The 14,528-nt window shown below is 38.1% G+C and carries 9 protein-coding genes; 4 read left to right on the top strand and 5 right to left on the bottom strand.

The window, feature by feature from the left end; all coding sequences use genetic code 11:
* Window positions 1-202: 202 nt before the first annotated feature.
* The 3 genes from H6W52_RS15060 to H6W52_RS15050 form a co-directional block, all read right to left on the bottom strand.
* Window positions 203-3,133 (bottom strand): reprolysin-like metallopeptidase, encoded by a 2,931-nt coding sequence (locus tag H6W52_RS15060; RefSeq protein ID WP_116100014.1) that lies wholly within the window; start codon window positions 3,131-3,133, stop codon window positions 203-205.
* 205 nt (window positions 3,134-3,338) lie between these two features.
* The gene (locus H6W52_RS15055) at window positions 3,339-3,836 is read right to left on the bottom strand and encodes a DinB family protein (RefSeq protein WP_116100015.1); all 498 of its coding nucleotides are present in this window, start codon (window positions 3,834-3,836) and stop codon (window positions 3,339-3,341) included.
* A gap of 33 nt (window positions 3,837-3,869) precedes the next feature.
* A complete protein-coding gene (locus H6W52_RS15050; RefSeq protein ID WP_076390246.1) occupies window positions 3,870-5,009 on the bottom strand; it encodes an acyl-CoA dehydrogenase family protein in 1,140 nt (379 codons plus the stop codon).
* Between the two features lie 209 nt (window positions 5,010-5,218).
* Between H6W52_RS15050 and H6W52_RS15045 the strand changes: the two genes are divergently transcribed.
* Window positions 5,219-7,084 (top strand): endonuclease, encoded by a 1,866-nt coding sequence (locus H6W52_RS15045; protein ID WP_116100016.1) that lies wholly within the window; start codon window positions 5,219-5,221, stop codon window positions 7,082-7,084.
* A 72-nt stretch (window positions 7,085-7,156) separates the two neighbouring features.
* Here H6W52_RS15045 and H6W52_RS15040 read toward each other — a convergent pair whose 3' ends face one another.
* Window positions 7,157-10,834: a lamin tail domain-containing protein gene (locus H6W52_RS15040; protein ID WP_185216783.1), complete on the bottom strand. Its 3,678-nt coding sequence runs from the start codon at window positions 10,832-10,834 to the stop codon at window positions 7,157-7,159.
* 141 nt (window positions 10,835-10,975) lie between these two features.
* A complete protein-coding gene (locus tag H6W52_RS15035; RefSeq protein ID WP_185216781.1) occupies window positions 10,976-11,896 on the bottom strand; it encodes a hypothetical protein in 921 nt (306 codons plus the stop codon).
* Window positions 11,897-12,425: 529 nt separating this feature from the next.
* Here H6W52_RS15035 and H6W52_RS15030 point away from each other — a divergent pair.
* The 3 genes from H6W52_RS15030 to purC are packed head-to-tail and all read left to right on the top strand — an operon-like array spanning window position 12,426 to window position 14,478.
* Window positions 12,426-13,031 carry a SatD family protein gene (locus H6W52_RS15030; RefSeq protein ID WP_116100018.1) on the top strand — a complete coding sequence of 202 codons (606 nt, stop codon included), beginning with the start codon at window positions 12,426-12,428 and terminating at the stop codon, window positions 13,029-13,031.
* Window positions 13,032-13,033: 2 nt separating this feature from the next.
* Complete coding sequence (locus H6W52_RS15025; RefSeq protein ID WP_116100019.1) at window positions 13,034-13,729, top strand: DUF3307 domain-containing protein; 696 nt, start codon at window positions 13,034-13,036, stop codon at window positions 13,727-13,729.
* A 29-nt stretch (window positions 13,730-13,758) separates the two neighbouring features.
* The gene (gene purC / locus H6W52_RS15020) at window positions 13,759-14,478 is read left to right on the top strand and encodes a phosphoribosylaminoimidazolesuccinocarboxamide synthase (protein WP_076390242.1); all 720 of its coding nucleotides are present in this window, start codon (window positions 13,759-13,761) and stop codon (window positions 14,476-14,478) included.
* The last annotated feature ends 50 nt before the right edge of the window (window positions 14,479-14,528 follow it).

Genomic DNA, 14,528 nt, shown 5'->3' with positions numbered 1-14,528 from the left:
TTTCCCGAACTGGATAAATGCATAGATGGCAAGGAAAACTAAATATAATTCAATATTTTAGCGTCGAGTTCACGTTATGTTTAGTATGATAAGACATAAAAGAAGACCTGCATCTTATATTTCGAAACACGAAAATCAGAAACAAAAAAGACTGTCCGTTTCCGGACAGCCTTTTACCTCAAAGCTTAATTGAGTGAAGCAATTAGTTTTTGATGAATCTCTTAGAGACTTCTCCAATCTGGATCATGTAAGCACCTTTAATAAGACCGCTTACATTTACCGCGCCTCTTTCAAGTTTTCCTGAATTGATTAGTTTTCCACCCATGTCGAAGATTTTATACTCTTCGTTCGTTGTATTTGAAATATTTAAAATATCTTTTGCAGGATTCGGATACACTCGGATATCTGTAATCATATCTTTTGTATCTAAAATATTTCCTCTTCCTGATGATACAATATTTAAAGTATAATCTTCTACCTGACCGTACGTATACGTTCCACAAGAAGATGTAGGTACAGAGCTATACTGCATCATCACTCTCATTCTTGTAGTTCCTACAGTCGCTGTTGAAGGAATCGTGATAGATCCTGTTACCGGACTTGTGGTAGATCCTGTTTTAGACCATGCCAATTCTCCGCTGTCTGCGAAATCTCCGTCTCTGTTATAATCAATATAAACAGCATAAGCTTCATTATACTTGGTTGATGTCCAAACAGGAGTAATGGAAAGTGAGTACGCAGAACCTCTTGTTACATTCGTAGAAACTGAAGTGAAGTTTTCGTAACCTGCCGTTCCTGTTGAAGTATTGTTAATGCTTCCAAATGTTACATTTCCTATTCTTTCATCGGCAGTATTATTCGCTGAAGCAGAACAGTAAGAAACCGCTGTTCCTGCTAAAGTGGTTACAGAAACCGTGTTGCTGGAAACCGAAGCATTTCCTGCTGCATCTTTAGCTCTAACAGTAAAGCTGTATGTAGTAGAAGGAGATAAACTGGATACCGTATAAGAAGTAGAAGCGGTAGAGCCTATTAATGAAGCGCCCTGATAAACATCATAGCCTGTAACCCCTATGTTGTCTGTTGCTCCGGACCATGAAAGATTGGTACTTGTAGAAGTTGTTCCGGAAGCCGCAAGAGTAGGAGCAGTAGGAGCAGTCGTATCGGAAGTTCCGGAACCTGCATTTACTGTAATGTTGGCATTGTTCACATCAAAGAAAATGTGGTTGGAACCTTTTACCATGATTCTTCCTGTTGTGGTAGACGTATTCGGGATGGTTACCGCCTGTGTTCCGTCGTTTGGAGTTCCCGCCAATAGAGTTGTCCATGTATTTCCTCCGTCTGTAGACCAAAGAATATCTACGTTGGCTGCATTTACACCATTCGCTGTTGTTCCTGCCACATTCCATGTTACGGTTTGGGAAGTTCCTCCTGTAACGGTTGTTGCGGTATTTTGAGAACTTACGCTGAAAGGTCCTGCTGTTCCGTTTACCGTGATCACTGCATCATCTGAGTTATTTCCGGAACCTCCGGCTCTGTTGTCGCGAACTGTAAATCTGAAATTGTACGTTCTTGCTACATTGGATAGTGCTTCAACAGTAATCTCAGATCCTGCTGTTGTAGTAGCTCCTGCCAGAACTGAAGCCATTCTAGGGAAGTATCTTACCGGGGTAGTTTGTGGCGTCCATGATCTGAACGTAGGTCCTGTTGCTTTTGTAGCACTTGCCGCAGAACTTGCTCCGGTTTGTGAAGAGGATGCATTGTCCATTTGTTCCCAGATGTACGTTAAAGAATCTCCGTTTGCATCTGTTCCTGATCCTGTTAACATAAACGGTGTTCCTTTCGGAATGGTATAATCTAAACCTGCATTTGCCGTAGGAATAGAATTTCCTGTACTTGTGCTTGTAGGGCAGGTTTTAGCTTTGATATTATTGGTAATCTGCTGAATGCTGATTGCGTGGAAGAAAGCATCCGAATGCGGCTGAATATCCTGAGAAGTAATTCCCGCATATCCCATGATGGTTGATCCTGAACCCGGCTCCATATTGGCTCCCGTTCCTTCGTTATTCATAGAGAAGGTGTGGTTTCCGCCGAATTGATGTCCTAATTCGTGTGCTACATAGTCGATATCGAAGTTATCTCCTGAAGGAATTGCATCTGCCGGAGAAGTATAACCGCTTCCTTTGGAGCCATTGGTACAAACACAGCCGATGCATCCTGCATTTCCGCCACCTCCGGAAGCTCCGAATAAGTGACCGACGTCATAATTTGCTTCGCCAATAACCGAAGTTAATGTAGACTGAAGCTGTGAATTCCAGTTGCTTAAGCTGGAAGCAGGAGAATAAGGGTCTGTAGAAGCATTGGTATAGATTACTGAATCGTTATTTGCGATTAAAACCATTCTCGCTGCAAAATCTTTTTCAAAAACACCGTTTACACGGGTCATTGTGTTGTTCATTGCCGCTAAAGCGTTGGCTTTTGTTCCTCCGAAATACGTTGCGTATTCTCCGGTACAGGAAAGTGCTAACCTGAATGTTCTCAGTTTTGCATCATCGGCATTTGGTCTTGCCACCAGATTGGTTGTGTTTGCAACGCCTTTTTGCGCAACGTCGATTACGGTACATTCGAACTTGCTTAAATCGTCTTTTTTATCAGATTTTTTATAAACAACATAGGTCGAAAGATCTTTTGAGTAAGGCTCGATGAAAACCGCTGATTTATCTCCGTAGATTTCCATGGATGACAATCCCAGAGGCGAAACGCTAAAATAAACAGTGGAACCGGAGTCTCCTAATCCTTCACCGATATACGATTTGATGTCCGGATATTTTGCTGCCAGTTGAGGATCGAAATTAGAATTTTCTCTTACTTTAAAATTTTCCATTTTTCCCTCAGAATTCGGGAACGAGATAATAATTTCAGACTTTTCTCCTGCTGCAAGTCTTTTTGGGGCTTTAGCAAGAGCATTTTTTAAACCATTAATATCCAGACTGTAGATTTTCGGATTGTTAATGGTTAATTTGTTTTCAAAAATTTCAGTAGTTGATTTTCCTGACGTTTCAGACCAAAGTCGGTCGGTCTGAGCGAATGAAATACCTGATGCAAGCATTCCAATCACCAATAGCTGTTTTCTCATACAAGTTTTCTATTTGATTGTGGAATATCAAAGCTAATAAAAAATATGTTATGAAAAATAAAATTTTTTAAGAAAAATTTAGATAATTCGTTCAAATAATTATGCGATACATTAAATGTCAATATTTGGTGAATTTCTCAAAAAAAGAAAATAGCACCCGCAAAATACGGATGCTATTGAATTATTAATCGGATAATTCTAATTTTTAAAACTTGTTATCTGCGGTCGGTCCGTACAGTCCCGGAACTTTGTTTCCTGTAGATCTTAAATAAACCACAAGTTCTCCGCGGTGATGATACAAATGATTATACAGAAACGAGCGGATAACCTGAATCTTCGGCATTGGCGGGAAGATGGAATTTCCGTCCATTTCCATTGTCCATTCGTTTGTCATGGTGTTTTCATCCCAACTTTCGATAGCTTTCTGGGCTTTAGCAACATTTTCTTCAAATTTGGCAACAATATTTTCTGCTTTGGAAATATCGCCTTTGTCGTATTGATAGGTTCCCATATCGAATACATCCTGATTGAATGTCGCGTCATACCAATTATAAACTTCGACTACGTGCGAAGCCAGTTCGGCTGTTGTCCAGTTAATTTCAGACGGTTTATAATCCAAAGCACTGTCCGGAATGGCCTGTAAAAGTTTGCGGGTATTTTCTGCTTCATGCAAAAATTCACCTAATAATGCCTGTTTAATCATTTGTGGATGTTTTTGAGATAATTTAGTTAAAATTTATTTTGTAATATCTCTGCCGATAACCAGTCTCTGGATCTCGGAAGTTCCTTCTCCGATGGTGCAAAGCTTAGAATCTCTGTAGAATTTTTCTACCGGGAAATCTTTTGTATAACCGTAACCTCCGAAAATCTGCACCGCGTTGTTTGAAATTCTTACGCAGGCTTCAGAAGCATATAATTTTGCCATTGCTCCTTCTTTTGTCATTTTTTGCTTAGCGTTTTTCAACGTTGAAGCTCTTTGGATCAATAGTTCCGCTGCATCAATTTCTGTTGCCATGTCTGCCAACATGAAGTTAACTGCCTGAAATTCTGAAATGGATTTTCCGAACTGCTGTCTTTCTTTAGCATATTTTAAAGCTGCTTTGTAAGCTCCTCTCGCAGTTCCTAAACTTAAAGCTGCGATAGAAATTCTTCCTCCGTCAAGAATTTTCATTGCCTGTTTGAAACCTTCACCTACTTCACCTAATCTGTGAGAATCCGGTACACGAACGTTATCAAAGATTAATTCAGCCGTTTCAGAAGCTCTCATTCCCAGTTTATTTTCTTTTTTACCGGAAGAAAAACCAGGCATTCCTTTTTCTAAAACGAACGCGGTAGAATTATTTTTAGCTCCTTTTTCTCCTGTTCTCGTCATTACAACAGCGATATCTCCTGAAATCGCGTGGGTAATGAAGTTTTTTGCCCCGTTAATGATCCATTCGTCTCCATCCTTCACTGCAGTGGTAGACATTCCTCCTGAATCTGAACCTGTATTGTGTTCTGTAAGTCCCCAAGCTCCGATTACTTTACCGGAAGCCAACTGAGGAAGCCATTTGTTTCTCTGCTCTTCGTTTCCGAATTCATAAATGTGGTTGGTACAAAGTGAATTGTGTGCTGCCACAGAAAGACCGATGGATGGGTCTACCTGCGAAATCTCGTCCAGAATTGTTACATATTCATGATAACCAAGACCTGAACCTCCGTACTGTTCCGGAATAACGATTCCCATGAACCCCATTTCTCCTAACTCATGAAATAAATCTTTAGGGAAAGTCTGGCTTTCGTCCCACTCCATAATATTAGGTCTGATATTCTTTTCAGCAAATTCTCTTGCCGTTTCCGCTATCATTTTGATGTTGTCAATAGTCTCTGTATTCATATAGATATCTGTATTTATATAGATAATAGTTAGTTCCCAAAGATAATTAAATTGCCGTAACGCCCAAAAAAATTATTTATGACATAAGGCGGTAACTGCAAAAATCTAGTTTTCAATTTTTTATATTCTTAAAATTAATGATATTTTAATAAAATTTTCCGAACTTTAAGCAGATTAATTTACTATTTTAGCCACCCAATTTTTAAAGCATGAAAAAATTTCTACTGCCTATTATTCTGATTTCATCGTATTTCGCAGCTCAGGCTCCTGCAGGATATTACGACGGAACGACGGGTTTGACGGGTTACGCCTTAAAATCAAAGCTTCATGATATCATTTCGGCGAAAAATATAAACTGGCATTATGGTGATCTTACCAATTATTATAATCAGACAGATTTAGATAAATATTACGATTACGGACCAAGCAATACGACGATTCTGCTTGATATGTATTCTGAAATCCCTACCGGTCCGGATGCTTATGAATATACTACGGCAAATATTATCGGAAGTGCTTCTGCGGAAGGACAGGGCTGGAACCGTGAACATATGATGCCGCAGAGTACTTTTTACAGCAATTATCCGATGTATTCTGATCTGTTTTATGTAGTTCCTACGGATGCAAGAATCAATCAGTTGAGAAGTAATTATCCTTACGGAATTGTGGGTTCTACGATCTATTATACCTTTACCAACAGTTCAAGAATCGGGAACTGTGCGATTCCGGGAATTACTTATACCGGAAGAGTGTATGAGCCAATTAATGAATTTAAAGGAGATGTTGCGAGAAGTCTGCTATACTTTGCAGTACGGTATGAAGGCAAGTTAGGAACGTTTAATTTTAATAATAACGCCAATCCGGCTTCCGATACCAATCCTTTGGACGGAACGGAAGAAAGGGCTTTCGATCCTGCTTATATCGCCATGCTGCTTCAGTGGCATCAGCAAGATCCTGTTTCTCAAAGGGAGATCGACAGAAACAATGCGGTTTATGGGATACAGAAAAACAGAAATCCTTTTATTGATAATCCTTCGTGGGTAAATACGATATGGGGACAGACTCCCGATGCAGTGGCGCCGCAAACTCCTACAAATTTAACAGTAGCGCAAAACAGTGCTTACTTTACAACACTAAGCTGGACTCCAAGTACGAGTACGGATGTAATCGGGTATAAAATTTATCAGAACGGAACATTGGTGGGCGCAACAAAGAATTCAACGTTCACGGCAGATCATCTTACGCCTTCTACAGCTTATAATTTTACTGTAAAAGCCTACGATAATGGTTATCTGCTTTCTTCAGACAGCAATACAGCTTCTGCAACAACATTAGCTTCAGATGTATATGCCAAAGATTTAATGGTAACAAAATATCTTGAAGGGACTTCAAATAATAAAGGAATCGAAATCACCAATAAAACAGGACACCCTGTAAATTTAAGTGATTACAGATTGTCTATTCAGTTTAGCAGCGGAACAAATTATTATTTTGTAGATCCTTATGAACTGGAAGGAACTGTTCAGAATAACGAAACTTTTGTGGTGTTGAATCCGGATGCCAATTTCTCCTGTTACACGATCAATCAGGCAAAGTTTGTAACGGCCGCTCCGCAGATGACGTATTCCGGAAGTCAGTATCTTGAACTGAGATATAAATCTTCAACCGTTGATGCGATTGGAGTTTCGGGGACAAATAATTCTTCGGTTTTAGGGAATGTTTCTTTATACAGAAAATCAAATATCGCCCAACCGACAACGACGTTTAATATTTCGGAATGGGATTCTTATGCGAGCAATTACTGTCAGAGTTTAGGAACCTTGGCAACGGCAGAAGCGATTCTTGCCCAGAATAATGAATTTAAAATTTATCCGAATCCTGTGAACGATCATGTTTTTGTAAGTGGGAAAACCGAAAATATAAAATCAGCACAGATTTTAGATCTTTCAGGGAAAGTGATTTACACTGAACAAAATCCATTTAAGAACAAAAAAGACATTTCTGTTCAAAATTTATCTACAGGAACCTATTTGTTGAAAATTGATGATAAAATCTATCAGTTTATCAAAAAATAATGTAATATTTTAAGCAAAGAAAACAGCCTTCGGTAAAATCTGAAGGCTGTTTTTTTGTTATTTTCAAAAATTCTATTCTTTAATCATTTTAAAAGTTTTGTTTTCTTTTTCTCCCTGAATTCTAATTATATATCCGCCAGAAGAAAGCCCGGAAACATTAATGGTATTTGTTCCTGCTTCTAAAACCTGCGTTTTGATGGTTTGACCGGCTATATTGTAAACAGAAACGGTAGATTTTTCGTTTAAGATTACCAATAGTTTTTCTTTCATCGGATTAGGATATACTTTAATCTCTTTTAAATTTTCAGCAGAAATGTCATGGGGAGATTTCTTTTGTGAATTTTCTTTCTGAGCGTATAATCTGGAGGCAGGATTTAGAAGAGAATCATCCTTCCAGCTTTCCGGCAGACTGTTGTCCATATCTTCAGAGATCAGTTTAAGATAAGAACCTAAACCGTTTGCCTGAGTTGGCCAGGGAGAATTTACTCCGTAATACACATAATCCATAATATTTCCGGATACATCTTTAAAGGTAATCGGTTCTCCTGAATTACTAAGGCTTCCACTTGTCCATTGATATTTATTTATTAAGTCAAACCCAGAAATGAGAGCCGGATTTTTTGCAAGCATAATGGTTTGGTTTTGTGCTATTTTGAAACCTTGTGGAAATGTATAACTAACTGCATCGGAAATAGTATATCCGGAAACATCGATTTCTGAGCCTCCGGGATTTGAAATTAAAATAAATTCTGCATCACTGTTAGATTGCGGTTTGTAATTGATTCCTGTAATCATGAATTTGCCTTCATTCAATTCTTCAATTTTTATCGTTTTTGAGAATTTTGGTCCCCAGTTATTGGTGGTGAACGGACGGGTTACAACGGCATAAGTTCCTGTTGGTAAATTAAATTCTCCATTGTACAATAATGCCGCGGAAGATATAGTACCGTCATTTCCCATAGGATCTGTTCCGTTTGTTGTATAATAAAGCAGAGTGTTTGCATTGGGATTAACCATTTTAATAGTTTCGGTTGTTTTAATTATTCCGGCGGTAGGAATATCGGCAGCGTTAAGAGTATGCGCCATATTATATTCCATCCATTTCTGTAAACTGAACGAAACCCTCTCTGGAACCTGTGCAATAATTCTTGGCCCGTCTACATTTTTCCACTGGCTGTAAACATTTGAGGTGTATCCCATATATGCTGCGTCTAATTTATAAAGCCTGTCCAGCTCAATCATCACAGACTGTATTTTCTGCTGTACCCGAAGTACGGATAATGGCGCTCCTGAAGCTCCTGCGAAATTTCCGGAGGCAGATCCGATGTATTTCAGAACGGCATCTTTTACCAATGTCTTAAATTCTAAATTCCCTGTTGCGGCATTGGTGTTGGATCCCATAAACTGTCCGAAAATTCCTCCGGGACCATTTTTGCTTTCATTAAGGATCCATTTATATTTATAATTGCCGCCGCCTCCGGCAAATGATCTTGCAGGCATGGCTGTATCTGCCGAAGAGTAAGTAATTCCTCCGAAGAAAGAGCCGTCTGTATCGTTAATCATGAACTTGGCTTTCATGATGTTCGGATCATTATGGGTAATTGCAACGGCTTCGTTTTCGGTATCGGTAAACATAAACATAATCTGGAATTTGATAAGATCATCAACATCTACAAATTTTTTAAACTCCTGAAATTTTTTGGCAGAAGCTAAATTTCTGATGTTATCCCATATTGCCTGATTCCCATCTCCTGTCTCTACAATTCCGTTGGTAAAATAGCCATCCTGCAGATTCACCTTTGTGTAGTTGTCATCATCATCCCCAAAAGTTTCTTCAAGATTATTGGTATTGAAATCATTGCGCATTGTTTTTAAACCACGATATTTACCATTAATGAAAAGATGGATGAAGCGTGTATTCAGGGCGTATTTTCCCATTTCTTTCTGAAGTTCCATAGAAACTTTTTCACTGTACCGCATAAACCCTAAATTGAAAACATTTCTGGAAGCGTTATCCTGCCCTTGTTTTAATTCAATGGTCTGCGTTTTTTCCGGAACCTCAAAAGCATCATTAGGATAAGAGTCGAAAAACGGATACTTTGCTTTTTTAACTCCGGAATCAGAATTAAATTTAAATTTTATGTTTGGATTATAAAACCCTAAACTTTCCTGTCCGAATCTTTTCGTCATAGAATTGCTGAAGAAATTTTTTCTTCCGGCGTATACATTATTGTCTATATATTCTACGGAAGCCTCCGTCCATGTTGCCGTAGGTTCGGAATTCATTGAAATAGAAACAACAGGCACTTCGCCAATTGCCTGTGCATATTCATCCGCTGTAATATTAGATTTATATATCCATTGGTTATAACCGCCTGAAGTATTTTCATTGGCATAGTTGTTTTTAAGAATATACGTATGTGCAACCACTCCGGAATTATTTCCATTGGCATCATAAGCATAGAATTTCACTACAGAAGTTTTGTTGATTTCTATCGGAGCAATGTACACTGTTCCGATGGTTACAGAAGGAGTTTTGCCGTCTAAAGTATAGCGAACCGTTGTGCCTGTCTGTACAGGAACAGAAAGATCAAAACCGTCTGAATACACACCTCTCTCTTTACTCAAAGTGAGATCCAGTCGTCTTTTTCCGCCATTATTAGATGCTTTGTAGGTGGGTGTTATAAAGTTTACGAATGTTCCGTTTCCGTCTGATATTCTTCCAAAAGACTGGTTGAAAGGAATGGAGGTGAACGGTAAAACATCCTGTTCGATAAGATTTCCATTTACTTTTCTGGACAGATAAAGGGTTTCGCCATCAGAGCTTAGCCCGAAATTCAGATGATTGCTTCCTTTTGCGGGATCGCTGTCTGCGATGAATATTCCATATCCTTTTGCCGGAATATAAACGTTTCTTAATTCGCTTAAAGTTCTGTTTCCGTTTTTATCCGAAAGATAAACACCGCTGTTCTGGTTGGCGAAATATACAGGATAATCGTGTGCGTTGTAAAGTTCAATCCAGTCTTCGCTCTGAACCAATGTTCCTTCGGAGGATATTTCATTGATGTAAAGCTGCGTCATGTTGGCGGGATCTGTTTCTATTCCTTCGATTTTTGGTCCTGCATTGTTGTTAAGGTATTCGATGACAAGACGAGGTTGATAAGAGAGGGAACCGTTTTTGGAGTACACAGCAGCTCCTCCCGACTCCGATTCTATTTTAAATGCAAGTGAATTTCCGGAACTCCATCCGTTCATTCGGATCTCGTCTATTATATTTCTTAAGTTAGGAGTGCGGTATTTGGTATTGGAAATCCAGGTTCCTGTATTCCAGTCAATAAAAATTGTTGAATAATCTCTTTTCGTAATGTCCTGTAATGCCGAAGTATAGATCTGAGAGTTTGTGTTTTCTGTATAGATTTTAATTTTTGCATTTGTTGTATTGTTGCCATAGGCGTAAAATTCTAAATATGCATCCTGGATATATGCGCCTGAAGGAATCTGGATGTTTTCGAACCTTAAACCTGTGGTTTGCGGAGTTGCTCCGTATTTTCCGCCAAGTTCAAGAATTCCGCTTCCCAGATCCATATTTCCTGTAGGAAGTATTTGTTCTGCATCATTTTCATTTTTAATGATATAGGTTTTAAATGTTTCCTCTAAAGGAATCGCGCCTACTGCCGGACCAGAACCGTTGTTTTTATATTCTATGACTAATCTGGGCTGGTAAGTTGAACTTGCTTCTCTAGACCACACGGTTGCGTTTCCTTCATTTCCTTCAATTTTAAAAGCAATTGGCTGTCCGGATTGCCATCCGCTAAGCCTTGCTTCATCAATTATTTCTTTAAGATCTGCTGTTTTATATTTTACATTCGCAACACTCCATGGAACAGTGATTCATTTTACTTTCCGCAAACTGTAGTTTCGTGCAGAAATATGATTTACAGCCGTTGTGTAAGCCGCAGAATTTCCCAGTTCTGTACGGAAGGTAAGTTCAGCGTTATTGGGACTCGTGCCGTAGGAATACAATTCTATGTAGGCATTGGTAATTTCTGCAGCAGGCGGAATCTGAATGTTTTCAAATCTTAAACCTGTAATCTGCGGTGATGTTCCCGATTTTCCGCCGAGTTCCAGCGCGGCTTCTCCAAGATTTAAATTTCCGGTTGTAAGAATTTGTTCCGCATCGTTTGTACCGGATGTAATTGTTGCCGAAATGGTAGTGGTATTGGTTGTATAAAGTATAACGAGCTTCGGTCTGTAACCTGTACCTCCCGAAAAAGATTTCACTGTAAAATCCCCCTGTGCATTTCCTTTAATTCGAAAAGAGATATTTGCACTGTTAACTGTTCCCGGGAACATTTCGCTGAAAATATTCTTAAGATCCGGCGACTGATATTTCTGATTAGCCTGACATCCATTCGTAATCCATTCAACAAAATTGGAGGAATAATTTCGGGATTTTAAATTCAGACCAGTAGAGGAAGCTGTTGAAGCAGGATAGGGAAGTGAGCTGCCTATTTCTCCGGTAATTTTCAATGTTGTAGAATTCGTACTTACTTCATCACCGTAAAAAATCAGATAAACATTATTTACAACCGCATCAGACGGGAGTGTAATATCGTTAAAATAAAGAAATGTTTCCTGTAGATTGGTGCCGTCTTTTCCGGATAGTTCAAGATCCGAACTGTCAAAGCTTACAGTATTGTTTGCCAATACTTCAGCGTCATTAGATTGGCTGCTTATCTCTGTTTGATACTGGCTTTGCGAAAATACAAAGCAGGAAAAACAAAGCGCCATTAAGAGCATTTTAGTTTTCATGATAGTTGCATTTAAAGGTTAAACTTCATTCGTGTTTTTTTTAAATACATTCTGATAACATTACTAAAATACGTTTTATTTTATTTATATGGTGTTTTTAATTGAAATATGTTATTAAATATTTAAATAATTAAGTTAAAAATTTAAATTACTTCAAATTAATCTAATAATAATCCGAAATTCGGTTTGAAACAATATATTCGAAATATTTTTTTTAGTTCTTCACTTTTATCGGAGGAAAATTTATTTTTTTTGAATAAAATCATGACAACAGAACACAAAAAGTTACTTTTTGATTTAAAATAATCTTTTTAGTAAAATTATTTTTATTCGTTGAAATCTTATTTCTGTACACATTTTCAGTGTGTTTTTACTTTTTTGCTGGTCAATTTCTGAAATTTTCTGTTACAGATTCAAAAATGCAGTCAATTATAAGGTATAGATATAAGCAGATTCACTAATAATCATTATCTATAAGTGTTTCTGCTTATATTTTTTATTTATAAGTAATAATGCTTATATTTGCAGAATGATAGCGGTCATTACCGGAGATATTATAAATTCGCAGCACGCGGAAACAGAGGTTTGGATCACCAAGCTTAAAAATCTTCTCGAACATTGGGGAAGCGCTCCCGGTACATGGGAAATCTACAGAGGCGACGAATTTCAGTTCAAATGTAAAATAGACGATGTATTCTGGCGTTTTCTCGCCATAAAATCACTTATAAAAAGTCAGGAAAATTTAGACGTAAGAATTGCCATCGGTATTGGCGAAGAAAATTTTTCATCTGAAAAAATCACCGAATCCAACGGAACGGCTTATGTGCATTCCGGAAGACTTCTGAATGATCTGAAAAATGACGGACATACCGTTTCCATCAAAACATCCAATGATTCCGTAGACCGGGATCTTAATATTCTGCTGAAATGGTCTTCCAAAGATTTTGATTCCTGGACGGTTGCCAATGCAGAAATTATTCATGAGATGATTATGAATAAAGACATCACGCAGGAAGATCTTGCGAAAAAGTTTGCCATCTCACAATCTTCTGTAAGCCAGAGACTGAAGCGTGCAAACTATGAACTGATCGTAGAAACCAATCAATATTTCAGAAAAAAAATATCCGAACTGTAAGCATGGTTTTTATTCAGCTCATATTGGCGCATTTATTTGGAGACTTTATTCTTCAGCCAAATTCATGGGTTGCAGAGAAGGAAAACAAAAAGCTGAAAAGCAGATATTTGTACCTTCATGTTCTCATCCACACTATTCTGAGTTTTATTTTCCTCTGGAACACCGAATTGTGGTGGATCGCCTTTCTGATTGGAGTTTCACATTTTATTATTGACTCTGCGAAGCTTAGTTTTCAGACAGCAAAATCTAAAAAATCATGGTTCTTTATCGATCAGGCTTTACATATTGCAGTGATCGCAGGAATTTCCTTTTATTTTAATGAATTTAATTTTGACTTTTTAAAAAATCAGGAAATTTTAAAAATCATCATGGCAGCTTTGTTTTTAACGACACCGGCTTCCATTTTTATCAAGATATTATTGTCTTCGTGGACTCCGGTTCCCGAAACTCAGAATAACATACAAACCGAATCTTTATCGAGCGCCGGAAAATATATCGGGATCTTAGAACGTTTATTGGTTTTCACCTTTATTGTGGTTAATCATTGGGAAGGCGTAGGTTTTATGGTCGCCGCAAAATCTGTTTTCAGATTTAGTGATCTTGCTCAGGCAAAGCAGAGGAAATTAACCGAATACGTTCTCATCGGAACCCTTCTGAGCTTTGGAATGGCAGTTTTAACAGGAATTTTAATTAAGTAATATAAATCTAATAAAAGTAATTTTAGAAAATGGAAAAGAAAGAAATGTTGTACGAAGGTAAGGCAAAACAGGTTTTTGCAACCGATAATCCTAATGAAGTAGTGGTACGTTTCAAAGACGATGCCACTGCATTTAATGCTCAGAAAAGAGGATCCGTAGATCTTAAAGGAGAGATGAACAACGCGATCACGACTCTTATTTTTGAATATCTGAATGAAAAAGGGATTAAGACTCATTTCATTAAACAACTGAACGAAAGAGAGCAGTTGGTAAGAAAAGTATCCATCATTCCTTTGGAAATGGTGGTAAGAAACTATTCGGCAGGAAGTATGGCGCAGAGACTGGGAGTGGAAGAAGGAATTAAATCTCCGGTTACCATCTTCGATATCTGCTACAAAAAAGACGAATTGGGAGATCCGCTAATTAACGATCACCACGCAGTATTCTTAGGAGCTGCAACGTATGAGGAGCTTGATGAAATGTATGAATTAACTTCAGACATCAACGAAATCTTAATCGATCTTTTCGATAAAATGAACATCATCTTAGTGGATTTCAAAATTGAATTAGGAAAAACTGCAGACGGCGAGATCATCCTTGCAGACGAAATTTCTCCGGATACCTGCAGACTTTGGGACAAAGATACGATGAAGAAGCTGGATAAGGACAGATTCAGAAGAGATCTTGGTGAAGTTACCGAAGCTTACGTTGAGATCTATAACAGACTGAAAACGGTACTTGCTAAATAATTACTAGGGCAGAAGCCAGAAGTTGGAAGCTGGAAGTTTATCTGAATAGG

The organism is Chryseobacterium sp. C2(2020) (genome assembly GCF_014218915.1).
In the GTDB taxonomy this organism is placed as follows: domain Bacteria; phylum Bacteroidota; class Bacteroidia; order Flavobacteriales; family Weeksellaceae; genus Chryseobacterium; species Chryseobacterium mucoviscidosis.
Note: the sequence above shows the minus strand (reverse complement) of the source record. Positions and strands in the feature narration are given on the sequence as shown.

What these genes read in the sequence shown, in the direction of transcription:
- H6W52_RS15060 (WP_116100014.1), bottom strand. Translation starts at nt 3,133, where the DNA reads ATGAGAAAACAGCTATTGGTGATTGGAATGCTTGCATCAGGTATTTCA.
- H6W52_RS15055 (WP_116100015.1), bottom strand. Translation starts at nt 3,836, where the DNA reads ATGATTAAACAGGCATTATTAGGTGAATTTTTGCATGAAGCAGAAAAT.
- H6W52_RS15050 (WP_076390246.1), bottom strand. Translation starts at nt 5,009, where the DNA reads ATGAATACAGAGACTATTGACAACATCAAAATGATAGCGGAAACGGCA.
- H6W52_RS15045 (WP_116100016.1), top strand. Translation starts at nt 5,219, where the DNA reads ATGAAAAAATTTCTACTGCCTATTATTCTGATTTCATCGTATTTCGCA.
- H6W52_RS15035 (WP_185216781.1), bottom strand. Translation starts at nt 11,896, where the DNA reads ATGAAAACTAAAATGCTCTTAATGGCGCTTTGTTTTTCCTGCTTTGTA.
- H6W52_RS15030 (WP_116100018.1), top strand. Translation starts at nt 12,426, where the DNA reads ATGATAGCGGTCATTACCGGAGATATTATAAATTCGCAGCACGCGGAA.
- H6W52_RS15025 (WP_116100019.1), top strand. Translation starts at nt 13,034, where the DNA reads ATGGTTTTTATTCAGCTCATATTGGCGCATTTATTTGGAGACTTTATT.
- purC (WP_076390242.1), top strand. Translation starts at nt 13,759, where the DNA reads ATGGAAAAGAAAGAAATGTTGTACGAAGGTAAGGCAAAACAGGTTTTT.